This is a genomic window from Kocuria sp. CPCC 204721, assembly GCF_040980945.1.
In the GTDB taxonomy this organism is placed as follows: domain Bacteria; phylum Actinomycetota; class Actinomycetes; order Actinomycetales; family Micrococcaceae; genus Kocuria; species Kocuria marina.
The window spans coordinates 1-17,832 of sequence record NZ_JAVKPO010000006.1; the positions used below are offsets into that span (position 1 = coordinate 1).

14 protein-coding genes and 1 pseudogene are annotated in these 17,832 nt (G+C 65.8%); 6 read left to right on the plus strand and 9 right to left on the minus strand.

From position 1 onward, the window contains the following. Positions 1–69 precede the first annotated feature (69 nt). A pseudogene (locus RF637_RS07355) lies at positions 70–360 on the plus strand (IS3 family transposase); the annotation flags it as partial. A 726-nt stretch (positions 361–1,086) separates the two neighbouring features. Continuing rightward, the gene (locus tag RF637_RS07360; protein WP_368844544.1) at positions 1,087–5,532 is read left to right on the plus strand and encodes an AAA family ATPase; all 4,446 of its coding nucleotides are present in this window, start codon (positions 1,087–1,089) and stop codon (positions 5,530–5,532) included. Here RF637_RS07360 and RF637_RS07365 read toward each other — a convergent pair. Together RF637_RS07365 and RF637_RS07370 are read right to left on the minus strand one after the other, a co-directional pair. Further along, positions 5,509–6,659 (minus strand): IS3-like element ISPfr10 family transposase gene (locus RF637_RS07365; RefSeq protein ID WP_097776160.1). Its coding sequence is split into 2 segments (ribosomal slippage): positions 5,509–6,389 and positions 6,389–6,659, totalling 1,152 coding nucleotides; the frame shifts between segments, so codons are not numbered across the junction. The two genes, RF637_RS07360 and RF637_RS07365, sit on opposite strands and share 24 nt — an antisense overlap. 585 nt (positions 6,660–7,244) lie before the next feature. Then, complete coding sequence (locus RF637_RS07370) at positions 7,245–7,388, minus strand: MYXO-CTERM sorting domain-containing protein (protein WP_081477487.1); 144 nt, start codon at positions 7,386–7,388, stop codon at positions 7,245–7,247. Positions 7,389–8,083: 695 nt separating this feature from the next. Between RF637_RS07370 and RF637_RS07375 the strand changes: the two genes are divergently transcribed. Further along, on the plus strand, positions 8,084–8,788 hold the full coding sequence (locus tag RF637_RS07375; protein ID WP_270257521.1) for a hypothetical protein: 705 nt from the start codon (positions 8,084–8,086) through the stop codon (positions 8,786–8,788). Positions 8,789–9,178: 390 nt separating this feature from the next. Here RF637_RS07375 and RF637_RS07380 read toward each other — a convergent pair whose 3' ends face one another. After that, entirely contained in the window at positions 9,179–9,946 is a 768-nt protein-coding gene (locus tag RF637_RS07380; RefSeq protein ID WP_270257519.1) for a hypothetical protein, read from the minus strand. 281 nt (positions 9,947–10,227) lie between these two features. On the opposite strand from RF637_RS07380, the gene RF637_RS07385 reads away from it, so the two are divergent. From RF637_RS07385 to RF637_RS07395, 3 genes are read left to right on the plus strand one after another with little or no spacing between them, the layout of a single operon-like run. Then, positions 10,228–10,701: a hypothetical protein gene (locus RF637_RS07385; protein WP_270450863.1), complete on the plus strand. Its 474-nt coding sequence runs from the start codon at positions 10,228–10,230 to the stop codon at positions 10,699–10,701. Positions 10,702–10,728: 27 nt separating this feature from the next. Further along, positions 10,729–11,001 carry a hypothetical protein gene (locus RF637_RS07390; RefSeq protein ID WP_368844501.1) on the plus strand — a complete coding sequence of 91 codons (273 nt, stop codon included), beginning with the start codon at positions 10,729–10,731 and terminating at the stop codon, positions 10,999–11,001. After that, a complete protein-coding gene (locus RF637_RS07395; protein WP_368844502.1) occupies positions 10,998–11,873 on the plus strand; it encodes a MalY/PatB family protein in 876 nt (291 codons plus the stop codon). Before RF637_RS07390 ends, RF637_RS07395 begins: the two co-directional genes overlap by 4 nt. 94 nt (positions 11,874–11,967) lie before the next feature. On the opposite strand, the gene RF637_RS07400 is transcribed toward RF637_RS07395, so the two are convergent. The 6 genes from RF637_RS07400 to RF637_RS07425 are packed head-to-tail and all read right to left on the minus strand — an operon-like array spanning position 11,968 to position 17,776. After that, the gene (locus RF637_RS07400; protein WP_270240125.1) at positions 11,968–12,345 is read right to left on the minus strand and encodes a monovalent cation/H(+) antiporter subunit G; all 378 of its coding nucleotides are present in this window, start codon (positions 12,343–12,345) and stop codon (positions 11,968–11,970) included. Further along, entirely contained in the window at positions 12,342–12,599 is a 258-nt protein-coding gene (locus RF637_RS07405) for a monovalent cation/H+ antiporter complex subunit F (protein ID WP_035961140.1), read from the minus strand. The genes RF637_RS07400 and RF637_RS07405 overlap by 4 nt, the downstream gene beginning before the upstream one ends. Then, positions 12,596–12,982 (minus strand): Na+/H+ antiporter subunit E, encoded by a 387-nt coding sequence (locus RF637_RS07410; protein ID WP_270257513.1) that lies wholly within the window; start codon positions 12,980–12,982, stop codon positions 12,596–12,598. The genes RF637_RS07405 and RF637_RS07410 overlap by 4 nt, the downstream gene beginning before the upstream one ends. After that, positions 12,979–14,502: a monovalent cation/H+ antiporter subunit D family protein gene (locus RF637_RS07415; protein WP_368844503.1), complete on the minus strand. Its 1,524-nt coding sequence runs from the start codon at positions 14,500–14,502 to the stop codon at positions 12,979–12,981. The genes RF637_RS07410 and RF637_RS07415 overlap by 4 nt, the downstream gene beginning before the upstream one ends. Further along, complete coding sequence (locus RF637_RS07420) at positions 14,499–14,828, minus strand: cation:proton antiporter subunit C (protein WP_270450866.1); 330 nt, start codon at positions 14,826–14,828, stop codon at positions 14,499–14,501. The genes RF637_RS07415 and RF637_RS07420 overlap by 4 nt, the downstream gene beginning before the upstream one ends. Further along, positions 14,825–17,776 carry a DUF4040 family protein gene (locus tag RF637_RS07425; RefSeq protein WP_368844504.1) on the minus strand — a complete coding sequence of 984 codons (2,952 nt, stop codon included), beginning with the start codon at positions 17,774–17,776 and terminating at the stop codon, positions 14,825–14,827. Before RF637_RS07425 ends, RF637_RS07420 begins: the two co-directional genes overlap by 4 nt. Positions 17,777–17,832 lie beyond the last annotated feature (56 nt).

Below are 17,832 nucleotides of genomic sequence, written 5' to 3' on the forward strand. Positions count from 1 at the left end.
CCGAGGCACTGAACGAGCAGCTAAAGTCTCTCCAAGAAGCCGGTGTTGCAACGACCAGTTGAATCCGGTCAGTTCAGGTCACGGAAGTTCGTGCACGCTCTGAACCGTCATCACCTCGTGGGCTCGATGGGGAAAGTCGGCGCTGCTGGCGACAACGCCGCGATGGAGTCCTTCTTCTCGCTGCTGCAGAAGAACGTCCTGGACCGCAAGCGCTGGCGGACCCGAGAAGAGCTCCGAATCGCGATCATCACCTGGATCGAGCGGACCTACCACCGCCGTCGCCGACAGGCCCGCCTCGGTCGATTGACCCCTATCGAATACGAGACCATCATGAACCCGGCCGTGAGCCTCGCGGCCTGACACCCCAACTGTCACCTGTTCGTGCGGCAGCCCCCGACGGCTGCCCGCCCAATAGATAAGACCTTCTCTAGGTGGGTCACTGATACGCCGCGGATCGCCTCGATCATCAGCTGTCGTGTGCGATCTAGTCGCGCAGGCTCGGTTGGTGCGGACGAGGAGATCGCACGCCACCGGTCTCTTGGCGCGTGTCGCCCGAGAGCGATGGAGAGGATGCGAGAGAATGAGTGCGTGTCGGACGGACAGTAGGTGACCTGGTCACCGGTAGGGGGTTTTCACCAGGTGATGTCACCGAATCTCCTCGTGACTCTTTGTCACCACGGCAGAGGTTGGCGCTGCTGGTTCCGCACGGAGCACTGAGGTATGGCTAGGGCGAAGAGCGCTTCCACTCGAAGCGGTTCCACTGGGACAGAACGAGTACGCGCGTCACGTGACGGTGACCGATTCCACTACACCTGGGCTGCAGCCCGCCTGCTAAAGCTCCTGAGCCCCGCGACCGATCTCCAGCAGGTATCAATCGAGGGACTCGGCTCCGCTCCTTCGGAAGCCGAGCCAGACGGTGCTGAGGTCATAGACCTTGTTGAGTTCTATGGACCTCCAGACGAAGACTTCACGTCCCTGGAAGTGCGTCAGTTCAAGCACTCGACCCTGCACCCAAACGAGAATGTCACCCTTGGCGAGGTTCGCAAGATCCTCAGCAAGTTTGCTCAGCTCGATGACACATTGCGAATGCAGTACCCGCAGGCCACGATTCGCTTCTCAATAGTCACGAACAAGCCGATTTCCTCTGACGCTGTCAATGCTGTGCGCGACTTGGCTAGTGGTCAGCCGACTGCCGTGGGGTCGTCAGCCGCCAAGCTGACGAATGCAGCGAATCTCAGCGCCGATGATGCGGCGTCTCTATGCTCACGGCTCGACCTCCGAGGCCGTGAGCCCGGGGTTACCGTTCTCCGACGCGGGCTTGACCGAGAAGTCGGCGGACTCACCGCTGACACCGACCTCCGTGTGTCCGCGTCTCTTGTTGACCTTGTCGCCTCAAGAGCGAGCACCGAGTCCAGTGGCCCAATCCGGAAGGCAGATGTTCTCACTGCTTTCGGTTGTCGGGAGGACGAGCTTGCCCCGGCGCCGTGCCAGCTTGAGACTGCACCGTTCTTTGTGCGAGACGCATATGTAGAACTCGCGGATCGGGTTCTTGGATCTTCCGGTTCGATAGTCGTAACGGCCGAGGGCGGAGCCGGGAAGAGCACGTTCGCTCGGGCGCTACCGGACCTTTTACGAGGTCGAGCCGACGTCATCATCTACGATTGCTTCGGCAATGGGTCCTACCGCAGACCAGACCGTCCGCGGCACCGTCACCGCGACGGACTAGTTCAGCTTGCTACTGAAATCGCAGGAATAGGGCTTGGTCTCCCGATAGTTCACACCGGCAACCTCGCCCCCGAGGAGTACACCAAGGCTTTCGTTCGTCGCCTCGACGCTGCGAGCGAGATTCTCGTTCAGAGTGGAACTCGCCAGCTAGTGATAGTGGTGGACGCCGCCGATAACGCCGTGATGGCTGCGGAGGACAACGCGGAATCTAGAGCATTCGTGCGGGACTTGCTGAGGCTAGACGACGCTATTCCAACGAACGTTCACATCGTGTTGACTTGTCGACCAGAGCGTGCTCATCTTCTTGAAGCTCCTGCGGGTACGGTGACGTTCGAACTACCGGCCTTCGCACTAGAAGAGACGGCGAAGGTCGTTTCAACTTCACATCCATCGGCGACGACTCTGGACGTTGCAGAGATTCACGATCGAACCGCGGGTAATCCGCGAGTCGTGTCAACGGTGCTCTCTGAAACCAAAACGATTCAAGAGGCTCTCGGTCGACTCGCGGGGTTTACGGACAGCACTTCTCCGCTTGACGCTCTCATGCAAGAGCAAGTCACCAAGGCCTTCAACAACGCTGGTAGATCGCGATCAGAACTCGAACGTGCTGCCCAGCTCCTCACGTTATTGCGTCCGAGTGTTCCGTTGGGCGTGCTTGCGGAACTTGCCGGTACGCAGGCTGCTAACGTCCGCAGTTTCATATCCGATCTAGGTCGAGGCTTGATCCTGAGCGGGCAAAGCGTCCAGTTTCTCGACGAACCGACGGAAACGTACTTCCGCACCCGGCACCGTGCCACACCTGAGGTCGCGGCCCAAGTCGCGTCTCAGCTGCGCACGCTGAGCGGCTCCTCTGCTTACGCCGCGTCTTCTCTGCCGGAGGTTCTCTGGAGCGCAAATCTCCACGACGAACTGCTCGCCCTCGTTGCCACGGACGATGCCCTGCCCTCAACGAGTGACGTCGAGCGTACCCGGGTCGAGCACTTACGCGTGGAGTTCGGTCTTCGTGCAGCTGTCCAGCTACGACGTCCGGATTCGATTGTGCAGTTGGCCATGCGCGCTGGAGCGGGTCGCGCAGGGAAGGGGCGGCAGTTCACGATCATTAGAGACAACCCTGACCTGGCGGGTTCGCGGATGGACGCCCGGGTGCTTGGTGAGCTGATCGCGTCGCGAGAGCTCCCACAAAGTTGGCCGGGCTCTACGCTCGGTGCCGAGGCGGCGATGCTTGCTCATTCCACCGGAGGTACGAGCACAGCCAGGAGCCGGTCTCGGCAAGCAGCTTCCGCCATCGCTGCCTGGGTACGCTCGCCGAGAGAGCGGTACTCGCGCGACGAGAATGTCACCCCAGAACAAGTGGCACACATCGCACTTGCGATCCTTCGAACGGATGGACCTCCTGCGGCTGTCCGATACTTGTCGGGTTGGCGCCCAGCTCGATTCGTCCTCGAATCGAGCGCGGCGCTTACGCGGATGCTCATCTCATGTGCCCCAGAGGACGACGTTTCTGGCCTGATCGTGAGTTCCACCCATCCTGCGTTACTTCTTGGCGTCTTTGGCGAGATGCAGCGCGTTGGAATGACCGTAGATGCCAGTGTCGTTGGCGGCGCGTGGACGGCACTGGAACGATTCCGTGCTCGTCTCACTGCCGAAGAATACGATCACCGGAATGCGGAAGATACCGCGCTCCGGGGCGCTTCATGGCTTTGCGCACTTGCGGTGCGTCACTCGATTGCCGACGCAACAGTAGCCGCAGAACGACTTCGCGAATGCTTGCCGCCATCGCTACCTATTGGACTTGGCGACAGACACGGCTCAGGCCGATCGGGTCTTCTCCTAGCGGTCGCGTTGCGTGCCGAACTAATGGGTGAGGTACTCGATGTCGGGCACTACCGGCCCCTTCAAGTTCCAGCGAAGCGTGGAAAGTACGATCCCGCGAAGTCCAATGACGACGATCTCAATCGCTATCTGCGCCCCGCCATCAGCTGGCTCAGCTCTTGGACAAAATACGCTCGCGGTGACCTCGATCCGCAAGCCGCGGCAGCAGTGATCGCGAGTTACCCCAAACGCCAGTCACAAGATGACATCTGGTCAATGGCCCTCCGAATCGCCCGGCAGATCTTGCCCTTGCTCGGCTCTTCCTTCGAGGAAAAAGAGGTGACAGTCGCTTGCATTCAAGCGATTCAGACGATCTCTGCCAATGCTCCGATTGCCGGGGCGCTCGACCTGATCTCAGGGCTGCGAGGCGACGCCCGTTTCGCGTCGGCGGTCCTCGAACTCTCCAACGCGGCACGGCATGCCCTGACGAGTGCCGCTGAAACGGCCGACAGCAAGGCCGAAACGCTAGTGCGCATAGCTCGGGGAATGCACCGCTTTAGTGAGGCCGAAGCTGGAAGCTACTTCGACCACGCTGTGAAAGCTGCTAGCGGAGTGGGTGATGATGCGATTTATCGATGGGATGCAGTAGTTGCCCTCACGCGGGCAGCTGCTGGCATCGATCCCCTCGACGCATTCACCCTCGCTGAGCGCGTCGCTCGCCTCGGCGAGGCCGTGGAACCGATCGTGTATGACGGATTCAACCAACACCAGCTCGTCGCTGCACTCGCGCGGGTCTCGGGCACCAACGTTCTCCGAATTCTCGGGCAGTGGAGGGATCGCCGGTTCGGGGCGCTCGACTGGCAATTCAGGGGACTAGTTGAAGGGGATGGTGCCCTGCTTGCGGGACGGCCAGATCTCAGAATAGTTTTGGCGCCCTTCTCGACCAACTTTGGCCTGGACGCCGCGCTTCGTGAACTTGACGTATCCGGCGCCCTCAACGCAAAGGCCCTGTCTGCCGCAGATAATCTCGCAAACCGACTTGGACGCTCCCTCGATCCCGAGTTCAGGCAATCCCCACTTCCTGACCCCCTTCGTGCCAAGGACCCTGACGAGTTCAGGAGCACCACCTTGGATCTCACGCCAGACGAACAAGCAGAACGATCCGCTCAGATAGACGAATGCAAAGCGCAGATCGCGGCACTTGACCTCACTCGGACAAGCGACGTGAACGCGGCGGTTCGACTGCAGCAAGAGGCTCGTACGTACAGTGACAGTCTCTTCATCGCAGAAACTTTTTCGCGTCCAGAGCTTCAGTGGGGCCCGATCCTGGACGCCGCATTGGATTCTGATGCCCTCAGCGACTACGAGCTAGCCAAGCTCTTGAACGCGGCCCTAGCGCGTCCTCGAACGGCTCAGTCGTTCGTCGATTCGCTGAAGAATGCGGTCGGCACCTACGTTGATCGACACGGTGCCCGGTTGCTTCACCACAACTGGATGAGTTTTGACCTGCCTGCGGCGGCCGACCTCTTGGCGGTGCGCACGACCGATCTCCTCCAACGTGCCCTCGACCACCTGAATCTTGAGGAAGCGTTAACCGATGCCGACCATTGCTACATGCTCGCAGCTGGAGCTTCAGCAGTCCTCGACCCTTCCACGGCTGCGCGCGTGCTCGACGAAGCGCTCGCCGCCTTCGAGGAAGAACTCGGAATTAGTCCCAGGACAGCTTCCGGGCAGACGCCAGCAGACCCAATCGATACCGCAATAGCAAACTTCCTCTGGGCTGCACTTGGTGACCCGCGCTCAGCAGTTCGTTGGCAGGCTGCACACGCAGTGCGTACAGCTATCGAACTCGGCGTCAGCGACGTGATCATTGCGCTCGGCTCGGCAGTCACGCGGGGCGATGCAGCTGGGTACGCCGATGAACGATTCCTCTACTACCAGATGAGCGCAGCAGAGTGTGGGCCGCCCCCTTCATTCGGTCCGGTCGCTCTGTGAGTCGTCGGTTTCGATTTGATGGGTGCACTGCCGAGCGTACTCGGCCGGGGGTAGGTAGCCGAGCGATGAGTGCCGACGCTGATGGTTGTACTCGGTCTTCCAGTCGCCGATCACGACCTGGGCGTGCAGCAGTGAGTAGAAGCTGTTGATGTTGAGGCACTCGTCGCGGAGGCGGCTGTTGAACGATTCGACGTATCCGTTGTGCCAGGGCGAGCCGGGCGGGATGTAGAACAGGCCGGTGCGGGTACCCGCCCAGTCGGCCATCGCGTCGCTGATGAACTCGGGCCCGTTGTCGCTGCGGAGCACACCCGGTGCACCGCGGACGGCGACGAGCTCTTCGAGGTGGGCGGTGAGCCGGTCGGCGGTGATCGACCGCTCCACGAGCCCGCCGATGCACTCGCGGGTGTGCTCGTCGACGATGGAGCAGATCTTGATCGGGCAGCCCCGCTCGTCGGCGTCGAACTGGAAGTCCACCGCCCATACGAGGTTCGGTGCGACTGCCGCCGGGGCGTCGACGGTCGAGGATCCGACACGCTTGCGGCGTCGCCGCTGCGGGACGCGGAGGCCTTCGGCTCGCCAGAGGCGTTGGATCTTCTTGTGGTTGACCGCCCAGCCCTCACCCCGGGCGTCGTGATACGCCCGCCGGTACCCGTAGCGGGGATGCTTCTTCGCCCACGCGCGCAGCCAGTCTCGCAACGCGCGATCAGGGTCGGCGACCGTGTCGCCCTTGAGCGGGCGACGGTACGCGGACCTGCTCAGCCCGGCCAGACGGCACGCCATCCGCTCGCTCACCTGCAGTGTCCTGATCAGGTGCGAGACGGCGGCGCGGCGCCTGCCCGGGCCTAGAAGTTTCCCTCGGCCAGCTCCTTGAGCGCGGCCTTCTCCAGCTCCGCTTCGGCCAGCAACCGCTTGAGCGTGGCGTTCTGCTTCTCCAGTTCCCTGAGGCGCTTCGCGTCGTCGGCCTTCAGTCCGCCGTACTGGTTACGCCACCGGTAATACGTCTGCTCGGATATCCCAAGCTCCCGACACACCGCGGCGATGTCGCTGCCGTCGGCGAGCATCCTGTCGGCCTGCCCGAGCTTGCGGACGACCTGCTCCGGGGTGTGACGCTTCCTGCTGTTCGACATGATCTGACCAGTCTCCCTGCCCGCAACCACGGGCGACAGGACGACTCCCAGAACCACCGGACCTAAAAAACGGGGTCAGCCCAAGTGGTTCCTGGTCGCTGTCGAGCGAGTAGCACGCGACGACCCCTCTGCCGTCGACGCACTCATGTCCACAGTGATCGAACTAAGCGACCGCTATCCGGACCACGCCGCGATTCAACGACACTGCTCATCAGTTGCACTACTGACCACCACACCAATTGGCCGTTCTGTTGGGACAGACTGGAAGGCCAAGCTTGCAGAGCCGGTGACTCTCGAAAGCTGGCACCGCCCCACCCAGCCCGGTCCAATGATGAAGGGCGCACCACACGCTGAGCACCGATTCCATTCAGACTTCGACGAGTATGTCCTCGGAAAACTAACGAAGGCACTCGCCATCACACACCAAGAAGTGCTCGATGCGGCTAGCACGCTCATCCTCGACGAATGGGGATGGCGAGGCAAGGGCAAACGTCTAGAGGACCCGAGGCGGACCGCAGGTGTTTACGAGGACGGTGAAACCTACGGATACAAATGGGAGATTCCTAAAGCTGAGGATCTCGACTATTACCTGGAACGCCACGCGGCACTTACCACCGCCGGAAGACTCATGAGGACCGTTGCTCCGTACCGCGACCCCGACGCAGAACAGCCCGACGTCCTAGAATGGCTCGCCGACTTCGACGTCGCACGCCACGACGGGCGATGGATTACAGATCAGCGAAGCTCGATCCCTGGTTCATTGGCTACTGCCGGACCGCGAGGAAGTAGCCGGGTTCACGAATCCGAGTTTCTGACCGCCCTCAAACCTGCTGACGGATGGGTGACAGTCTGGCAATCGGCCGCTGCCACTGAGTACGACCGATCCCTGAGCATCGACATCGCATCGGCTCTGGTCACTCCCGAAGCCGCGGGCGCGCTTGTACGTGCGCTGCAAACTGCTGACGGTTACTGGAGCTTCCGAATCCCATCAGCTGACCTCGATGACGAAGACTTCCAGTTCTCCTCGCCTCCGTTCCAGCTTCAAGGTTGGGTGTCAACGCCGAATTCTGAAGGCGGCATCGACCGGCTGGACCCCCTCGCCACCGAACTCACGCCCGAGCTCCCACGCCCTTCCGAGGACATTGCGAAAATGCTCAGCATCACCTCCCGAGACGGCGGCCTCCGCTGGCAGAGCGAGGAGGCGGACGTCGTCTTGGCGTCTGAGACCTGGGCAGAGATTAGCGCCGGCCGTGAACCACACGGCCCATCAGGCCACCGGCTGCGGATCACGACCGAAGCGCTCGACCAGTTGCTGGGACGCCTCGATGCCGCGCTCATTGTGGAGGTACGCGTGAGGCGCGAAGATCGTAGCGCTCGCTATGCCGACGTCTCAGACAACGACAGTGAAGGAGGTGACGCCGATCATGGCAACGACTTCCGAGTCTTCTCCTACCAGCCAGGAACAGGATGGAACGACTTCAACGGCTGTGTTGGAACTAGGTAAGCTGCTGGCGGCTGAGCTGGAACAGACCGACACTCTCGGACGCTGGATAGCTCACTATCTTGCGGAGCGCCTGACCAGCCTTGAACAGAAGGCTGGATCTGAGAGATCTACCGCCGAGGCTGAGGTTGCCGACCTCATCCTCCGACTCTGGTCGCTTCGCCGTCAGCTTCCCGGCAGTCGGTTACCCCTCGCTGAAGTGGACGAGGTGGAGGCGGCAATCGCGAGGCTGACACCCGGACGAAGACCGTGGGCATATTTCGGCGCTTTCGCCGCTGATGCCGAGCCAAGCACAGAGGAGACCGAGACAAGCACCACTCTGAAAGCCGCACTGCTCATCGATCGACTCGCCGGCGATCTCGTCCATGGACTGATTGGCCGGGCGGCCGCACTTGCCGAGGAAGACGGCGCGGCTTGGACGAAGCAAGCGGAGAAGATCGGAGACGGGGCGCTGCGGACACTCCGTCGCATTCGCTTCGCCGACAACGGCAGCGAAGACGATGTCGAGAGTCCGGACTGGAACAGTGAGGTCACGAGGAGAGCAACAGCGCTGTCATCGGTGGTGTCGACCCTGGTCACCGCACTTGAAGCTGAGGGTTCGGAGCTTCCGGGTGAGAGCGGTGGCTGACCTTTCCGGCACCGGTCCTGCCAGCATTTGGTGGTTGCACACTGGAGGTCCGTTCTCGTCGACGAAGTGGACCAATCAAGTGACCAACAGCCTGCAAACCCTGCAATATGGGACGCGCGGAGCGCATCGCTGAAACAGGAATAGCCAGGTCAAGAAGGCTAAGAACCTGATCCTGGCACCTGGGGGTCAAGGGGTCGCAGGTTCAAATCCTGTCATCCCGACCGAGTGAACCGGCTCCGGCCAGGCAGAGATGCTTGGTCGGGGCCGGTTTTTTCGTGCGTAGTGAGGTTCACGGCCTCCACCCGAATTTCTAGTGGAGCTAAATCACTTTTCCGTGCCCGTGGCTGCTCTAACTCCACTAGGAATCACGCCCCGCCGCTCAAGGACCCCTCACGTCTCCCGCGTGAGCCGCACCCACCCGTCGGTCAGAGCGGCGCGCAGGCCCGCCTTGCGCGAGACCGCGGGCAGTGCGTGCGAAAGGCATGCCACGGCGTCGTATCCGGAGTGGTCCACGCCCGGCAGGACGTGCAGGTTCGTGTCGAAACCCGCGGCCTGGAACGCGGCGACGCCCTCCTCGGCGGCGCCCAGCGCGCTCCACTCGGGCGGGTTCGTGGCACCGTCCACGTCCTGATCGCCCACCCACCAGTGCATGGCCGTGTTGCCGATGCACGGCCGGGCCTTCTTCTTGGTGGCCACCGGCGCGTTCGCTCCGCCGCCACCGATGATCACCGCGCCGCCGTGCGTCATCCCGGGAATACCCCGGTCCAGCAGTTCGTAGGTGATGAACTCGGCGCCGCCGCTGTACCCCACGAGCCAGATGTTGCTCGCGTCCACCTGCGGGTTCCGCTCGACGATGTGCTCGTGCAGCGCCCGGAAGTACTTGCCGTTCGCCTTGCAGTCCTCCCACCACGTGTAGCCGTCGCCGGAGCCGTCCTCGTCCGGCGTGTTCACGGCCACGAACATGAGGTCCCGGGCCCGTGCTGCCACCGCGAGCCGGGCCAGATCGCCCTCGTCTGGCCAGTTGATGGACGTGTCGTCCAGGTCCCAGTAGTCCCCGTCGAAGTAGTACATGATCCCCGCGGTGCCCGAGTCCCACACGTGATACCACGAGCTCAGTCCGTTCGGCGCGGTGAAGTCCACGAAAGTTTCCGGTGCCACTGTCCCCCCCTGAGATGATCCGCCCCGATTCCCCCGGCACGGCGCGTACCCGTCCAGTATGCCGCGCACGCACGGCGGACGACGACGCCGCACCCCTCTGCTTTTATTGAGCTAAAGCGTGATTCGGTGCACCAAAGCTGCTTTTGCTGCACTAGAACATGGGGGTGGCAGGCGGGGCGGCGCAGGTCATCGGGTAAATATGCACGTCATGTACCCACTCGGGTGTGACCGTGCGGAGCTCGGCATGCTTAGGTGGGAGGACACGACGAGAGGGGTATCCCGTGACCAACGTCATCACCACGTACCTGCAGGACCACCACGCCGGATCGGCCGCGGGGGTGGATGTGTTCCGCCGCGTGGCCGAGGGCCACGGGGACCCGGAGGTGCGGGAACAGGTCGAGCGACTGGTCCCGGAGATCGCCCGCGATCAGACGTCCCTGGAGGACATCATGGCCATGGTCGGGGCCAAGCCGGCCCTGTACAAGGATCTTCCCGCGAAGGCGGGGGAGAAGCTCGCACGCCTCAAGCCGAACGAGCGGATCAAGGAACGTTCGCCGCTGTCGGACATCGAGGAACTCGAGGGCCTCGTGGCCGCCGTGCACGTCAAAGGCCTCGGGTGGCGGTTGCTCCTGGAAGTCCCGGACGAGCGGCTGGACAAGGACCTGTTGCAGAACCTCTACGAGCGCGCCCAGGATCAGGAGAAGACCCTGGAGTCGCTGCGCCTGGGCCAGGCCAAAAAGCTCACAGAGTCCTGAGTGCCGTTCGCTACCGGGAGGTGGGCCATGACGACCGCCGATGATATGCCCGCCCTGCGGCGTCGTACGAGCGCCAAGTGGCGCACGTATCCGCGGGACGTGTTGCCCATGTTCGTCGCGGAAATGGACTTCCCCACGCCGCCGGCCATCAAGGCGGCGCTGCAGAATGCGATCGAGAACAGCGACACCGGGTACGCCACCCCGACCGACCGCGGCGCCGCGGAGGCGTTCGCGGACTTCGCGGCGCAGCGGTGGGGTGGCGCCCGGATCCGGCGCGGATCACCTACACCACGGACGTGAGTGTGGTGATCGTGGAGTCGCTGCGCCGTCTCATGGCGCCCGGCGACGGCGTGATCATCACCCCGCCCGTCTACCCGCCGTTCTTCGACCTCGTGGTCGAGGCCGGCGGGCGGGTCGTGGAGGTCCCGCTGCTCGACGACGCCGCGAGCTACCGTCTGGATCTGCCCGGCATCGACGCCGCCCTGCGCGCGGGTGCCTGCGGCGTGCTGCTGTGCAATCCCCACAACCCCGTGGGGCTCGTACATTCCCGCGAGGAGCTCGAACGGCTCTCCGAGATCGTGGCCGAGCACGACGGATTCGTGGTCAGCGACGAGATCCACGCCCCGCTCACGCATCACGGGACCAAGTTCACGCCATACCTTTCGGTGTCCGATGCCGCGCGCGAGCACGGCGTGGCCGCGGAATCGGGGAGCAAGGCGTTCAACCTGGCCGGTTTGAAGACTGCCATGTTCGTGGTGGATTCCGAGCCCATGACGCGGTGGCTCGATCAGTTGCCGGACGAGGTGTCCTACCGCACCGGCAGCTTCGGCCTGCTCGCCACGCGGGAGGGTTTCCGTGACAGCCTCGACTGGCTGGACGAGACCATCACCGTGATCCAGGACAACACCGAGCTGCTCGAGCGGGAAGTCGCGGAGAAGCTACCGGGCGTCGTCGTCCGCCGGGGACGCGCGACCTACCTCGCGTGGCTCGACATGCGCGCCCTGGGCTGGGGCGACGATCCCGCGGCGTACGCGCTCGAACACACCGAGGTGGCCCTATCGAACGGGCCCAGGTTCGGCGACGCGGGTAAGGGCTTCGCCCGGATCAACCTCGCGTGCGCACCCGAGACCATCGTGGAGGCCGTGGACCGGCTCAGCCGGGCCGTCCGCTGATCCTGGAGGGCCGCCCTCAGTCCGGAAGCGCGAGCCCCACCCCACAAAGGGACCCGCGACCCGCACGTCTTCCCGCGAGCCGGGCGGGCGGGAGTCAGTCCGCGGCCGGCTTACGCGCGGGCTCCGGGTCCCTGTCCGAGGTGGGGGAGTCCGCGGCCAGCTCGTCGAACGCGTAACGCTCCAGGGGCGTCCCCGTGAGATAAGCGGCCCGCGCGATCGCCATGGTCCCCACCGCGGACGTGATCAGGTGGATCGTGATGATGAGCACGACCTTCACCACATTGGAGACGGACGGTTGCAGCAACAGCGCCCCCGTGACCACGAACACGATGCCCAACCCACCGGCGGTGCCCACGGCCGAGACCCGCATGTAGGCGTCCCGGAAGCGGGCCACCCCGAGGGCCGCGGTGGCGAACACGAGGGCCCCGGCCACGATCAGGACGTTGCCCAGGACGGTCAGGATCTCGGTCATCGCTTCCCCCTGGTCAGAGCGCGCGCCAGGGACAGCGCGCTGAGGAATCCCACGAGCGCCGCCACGAGCACGATGTCGAAGGTGTACTCGTTGGCCACCCGCACACCGAACAGTGCGATCAGGCCTACGAACCCGAACAGCAGCAGGTCACCCGCGACCGCGCGGTCCGCCTCCGTGGGCCCGCGCAGGATCCGGAAGGCCGCCGCGAGGCAGGCCACGGCGAGGATCACGATCCCCACGGTCACACCGATCATGACGTCCCTCCCGAGCGGCGCACCGCGCGCAGCAGTCGTGTCTCCAGTTCCCGGACCTCGTCCCGCACGCTGTCGGCATCGCCCGAGTACAGCGAGTGGACGTACAGCGTGCGGAGGTCTTCCGCATCCCGACGGCGCTGCGCCGCCACGGGTGCGTCGTGCATCCCCAGCGTGAGCGTTCCGGGGGTGAGCGTGATCAGCGCGGCCAGTAGCGTCACCTCCAGGTCCGAGCGGCAGCGGGTCCGCACGCGGGCCACACCGGGGGTCGAGTTCTGCCCCGGGGTCAGGTTGTCCCGCAGTACCGCAGTGCTCGAGGAGATGATCTGCCCGGCGTACCACACCAGGAATCCCAGGACCCGGACGGGCCAGGTGAGCCAACTCATGAGTCCATCACCGCTTTCACGTAGGTCGAGGTGTCCAGCAGGCCCTCCGCGGCGGTCGTGGACACACCCATGAGCACTTCCGCGCCCAGGCCCAGCGCGAGCGTCAGGCACGCGGTGACGACGGCGGGCCCCGCCAGGGCCGCGGAGATGCGTCGCCCGCTCGCGGTGGCCACGGCGCCGTCGCCCGCGGGTGCCGGGGACTCGGGTGCGGGCGTATCCGGGGAACCCCAGAACACGCCGTTCCAGATCTTGAGCATCGACAGCAGCGTGACGAGACTGACCGCGAGCATCACGATCACCGCGATGACGTGCCCGGTGTCGACCGCCGCGAGGATGAGCGAGAACTTGGCCACGAACCCGGAGAACGGCGGCAGCCCGGCCAGGGACAGTGCAGCCACGAAGAACGCGACCGCGATCACGGGTTCGCGCTTCGCCATCCCGGACAGCGCGCCGATCCTCCCGGTCCCGTAGCGCACCTCGATCGCGCCGGTGGACAGGAACAGGGAGGCTTTTACGATCATGTGGTGCAGCAGGTAGAAGATGCCCGCGGCGAGTCCGGCCAGGGTGAACAGGGCGATCCCCAGCAGGATGTACCCGATCTGGCTGATCATGTGGAACGCCAGGATCGAGCGTGTGGTCTTCTCACCCACGGCCCCCAGCACGCCCGCGACCATCGTGAGGCAGCACAGCGCCACGCCGATCCACAGCCAATGGGTGTCGCCGTCGAAGACCACGGCGTAGATCCGGTAGATCGCGTAGATGGCCACCTTGGTGTGCAGCCCGGAGAACAGTGCGGTGATCGCGGGGGACGTGGCCGGATAGGCGACCGCGAGCCACCCGTGGATGGGGACCACCGCGGCCTTGATCGCCAGGGCGAACAAGCACACGGCGGTCGAGATCGCCACGGTGCCGTCGGTGGCCGCACGGCCGGCGAGTTCGGCCATGTTCACGGTGCCCGCGGTGCCGTAGATGAAGCCCACACCCATGAGGAAGATCGTGGAGGTGAGCAGGTTCAGGGTCACGTACAGCCGCGCACCCATGACCTGCCGCTCGGTGCCCCGGTGCCGCGCCGCGAGGACGAACAGCCCGTAGGACGGCAGCAGCATGACCTCGATGAACACGAAGAGGTTGAACAGGTCCGCGGTCAGCAGCGCGCCGTTCACCCCCGCCGTGAGCACGAGCACGAGCGGGGCGAAGTACACGGTGGCCGCCCGGCCGGAGGCGTACGCGAACCACGAGCACACCAGGGTCAGCACCCCGGTGACCGTGAGCATGAGCGCGGCGAACATGTCCGCGACGAACGGGATGGAGATCCCCACGGGCCACTGCGCCACACCGTGGGCCACGGCCCCGCCGCCGCCGGCGAAATCGGTCACGAGCCACACGGCTCCGGCGATCGCGAGCAGCATGGTCGCGAGGAGACCCACGGCGTGCAGCACGCGGCGGTCGCCCACGATCAACAACACCGCGGACACGAGCAGGGGCAGCGCGACGAACAGGGGGAGGAGGGCGCCGCTCATGAGCGCACCTCCTCGGGGTCCGCCTCGGTGTCGTCCTCCTCGTCCCGGCCGGTCACGGCCAGCACGAGCATCACGATCGTGATGGAGAACGCGATCACGATCGCCGTGAGCACGAACGCCTGGGGCAGGGGGTCCGCCACGGTGGACAGGTCCTCGGGGGCGCCGAAGGGCTCGTGGCGCCGGGCGCTGCCGCCCGCGGCCATGAGCACCACGTTGCCCGCGTGGCCCAGGAGCACGAAGCCCAGGATCACGCGCAGCATCTCGCGCTGCATGAGCAGGTACACGGCACCGAACACGAGCAGTCCGGCGATCACGGCTGCGCTCATCGGGGGGTCACCTCTCCGGTCTCGTGGGTCGGGTGCGACGAACGGGTCGTCGCGGGATTCGCGGCGGCGCCTCTGCGGGCGGCACGACGGCGTTCGCCGGCCCCGGTGCTCGTGCCCGGGGACGCGCCGGAACCGGGCGGGTCGTCCGGTCCCGCGGCACCGGGTTCGGGTTCACGGGGCAGCACCTTGGTGGTGTCCGACGGCGGCCGCCCCAGCAGGTTGAACGCGGCCAGGATCACGCCGATCACCGCGAGGTACACGCCCACGTCGAACACGAGCGCGGTGGTGAGCTCGAACCCCAGGATGCTCGGGTGCAGGGGCCGCAGGAAGGACCCGTCCAGGTACCCCAGCAGGCCCGTGACGGTTCCCACGGCCACACCGGCCCCGATCAACCACAGGTACGGCAGGCGCACGCGGGCGCGTTCGTCGGACGGCGCGGCCAGGTAGCTCAGGGTGAAGCCGGCCCCGCCCACGAGCGCGGAGATGAAACCGCCGCCGGGTTCGTAGTGTCCGCGCAACAGCAGGATCACGGACATCGCCACGATCACGGGCCCGAGCAACCGAGCGGCGGTGCGCACGAACACGGTGTTGGTCTCCGGGTCGCTCACGGGCGATTGCTCGTCGATCGGGGCGGGGTCGTCCGCGGCGGGACGGCGCCCGTGCAGCAGGGCGGCGATCGTGAGCCCGGCGACCCCCAGCACGGTCAGCTCGCCCAGGGTGTCCAGGGCACGGAAGTCCACGAGGATCGTGTTGACCAGGTTGGACCCGCCCGTCTCGTCGTAGCCGTGGGTCAGGTAGTACTCGGACGCGGGGGATACCTCGCGCCGCCCGGTCAGCATCCACACGCCCGCGGTGGTCGCCAGCCCCGCGGCGCCGGCCACGAGCAGGGCGACCACGCGGCGTCGTGCGCCCGGGGAGGAGAAGCGCGCGGGCAACCGGCGCAGCAACAGGACCATGACGCACACCGTGAGGATCTCCACGAGCAGCTGGGTCATGGCCACGTCCGTGGCGCCCAGGTCGAAGAACCACACGGTGATCGAGAAGCCCACGACCCCGGTCACCACGATCGCGGAGATCAGGCTGCGCGCGTTCATCATGGCCACCACGCCGCACGCGATCAGCAGCGCGAGCAGCCAGTCGAAGGGCTCGCTCGCCGCGATCCGCACGGGCGGCAGTTCGCTCGTGCTCCACACGGCGAGCAGGGCGACGACGCTCAGGCACACCGCGGGGATGGCCAGGTGCCGCGCGGGGGCGGGGCTGTTCGTCCACGAGCCGACGACGCCGCCGAGCCGGATCATCCCCTCGCGCGCCCGGTCCACGCCGTCCAGGGCGGAGAACGGGAAGGTGCGGGGGGCCAGGACGGCGTGCACGCGGCGTCGGGCGAGGACCAGGACCGCGCCCGTGGCGAGCACCGCGAGGGAGACGAAGAGTTCGGGGACAAGGCCGTGCCACACCGCGAGGTGCTTCTCCACGGTGGACCCGGCGGCCGCGCTCGCGCCCGCGGAGGCGAGTCCGTCCAGCAGGAACGGCGCGAGACCGAGGACGAGCCCCGCGAGGGCACCCGCGGCGGGTGCGGCCCAGAACGTGGCCGGGGCCTCGCGCACCACCGTGCCGTTGCGGCCGCCGAGCGCGCCCAGCACGAGGCGCGCGGAGTACGCGACCGTGAAGACCGAGGCGAGGGCGGCCGTGGCGGTGAGCAACCACGGGGCCCACGCGGGACCGGGCGCCTCGAGGAAGGCCGCGAGCATGGACTCCTTGCTCACGAAACCGAGCAGCAGGGGGATCCCCGCCATGGACGCGGCGGCCAGCACCATGACCGTGGCGGTCACGGGCATCCGCGGGTTCATCCGGGCGAGTTCGCGCAGGTCGCGGGTGTGCGCGCTGTGGTCGATCACGCCCACGCCCATGAACAGCGCGGACTTGAACAGCGCGTGCGCGACCGTGTGCACCACGGCGGCGGAGAGCGCGGCGGTGGTGCCCACGCCGATCATCGCGGTCAGCAGACCCAGCTGGCTCATGGTCGAGTAGGCGAGCAGTTCCTTGAGGTCGTAACGGCGCAGCGCGGCCACGGCGCCGAACACCGCGGTGACGAGACCCGCCGTCACGAGCAGGACGGTCCACGCGGGAACCCCGGAGAAGACGGGGGAGAAACGCAACAGGAGGTAGATGCCGGCCTTGACCATGGCCGCGGCGTGCAGGTAGGCGGAGACCGGGGTGATCGCGACCATCGAGTCCGGCAACCACGCCTGGAACGGGAACTGCGCGGACTTGGTGAACGCGGCGACCGCCACGAGCACGGCCACGAGCGTGGTCAGCCCGGGCTGCGCACCCCACACGTCGTGCGTCAGCACGGTGCTGATCCGGGTCGTGCCGGTGGCCACGATCATGAGCGTGACCGCGGCGAGCAGCACGAGCCCGCCTGCCACGGTCACGAGCAGCGTGCGGATCGCGGGTTCCCGGGCCCCGTCACCCGAGCGCGCGATGAGCAGGAACGAGCACAGCGTGGTGGCCTCCCACGCGACGTAGAACACCACCAGGTCGTCGGCGAGCACGAGGGCCAGCATGGCCGCGGCGAAGCCCGTCATGAGCGTGTAGAACCCCGCATGCTTCCCGTGATCCGCGCGGTCGGTGCGCTCGAGATAGCGCGTCGCGTAGCACAGCACTGCGGCACCGATCACCAGGACCAGGAGGGTGAAGACCCGGGAGAGCCCGTCCAGGCGCAGGGCGAGCCCCACGTCCAGGGACGGGATCCACGGGACGGACTCGACCACCGCGGGGGTGGGCTGCACGGGGGAGTGCGCGGCGTCGTCGTAACCGAGGGCGATCAGCGCCGCGGCGCCGAGCAGGGGCACCGCGAGCAGCCACCCGACGTTGCGGCCGAGCGCGCGGGTCAACAGGGGGGCGAGCGCGCACGTGAGGAGTGCGCCCGCGAGGCAGGCAAGTAGCAAGGGTCCACCTAGGTCCGGGGTGACATGAGGTCAGAGCGGGCCGGAGGACGGCGTGG

Coding starts and splice junctions, on each gene's coding strand:
- RF637_RS07420 (WP_270450866.1), bottom strand. CDS start 14,828: ATGAGCGCAGCCGTGATCGCCGGACTGCTCGTGTTCGGTGCCGTGTAC.
- RF637_RS07360 (WP_368844544.1), top strand. CDS start 1,087: ATGCAGTACCCGCAGGCCACGATTCGCTTCTCAATAGTCACGAACAAG.
- RF637_RS07400 (WP_270240125.1), bottom strand. CDS start 12,345: ATGACCGAGATCCTGACCGTCCTGGGCAACGTCCTGATCGTGGCCGGG.
- RF637_RS07405 (WP_035961140.1), bottom strand. CDS start 12,599: ATGATCGGTGTGACCGTGGGGATCGTGATCCTCGCCGTGGCCTGCCTC.
- RF637_RS07375 (WP_270257521.1), top strand. CDS start 8,084: ATGGCAACGACTTCCGAGTCTTCTCCTACCAGCCAGGAACAGGATGGA.
- RF637_RS07410 (WP_270257513.1), bottom strand. CDS start 12,982: ATGAGTTGGCTCACCTGGCCCGTCCGGGTCCTGGGATTCCTGGTGTGG.
- RF637_RS07390 (WP_368844501.1), top strand. CDS start 10,729: ATGACGACCGCCGATGATATGCCCGCCCTGCGGCGTCGTACGAGCGCC.
- RF637_RS07415 (WP_368844503.1), bottom strand. CDS start 14,502: ATGAGCGGCGCCCTCCTCCCCCTGTTCGTCGCGCTGCCCCTGCTCGTG.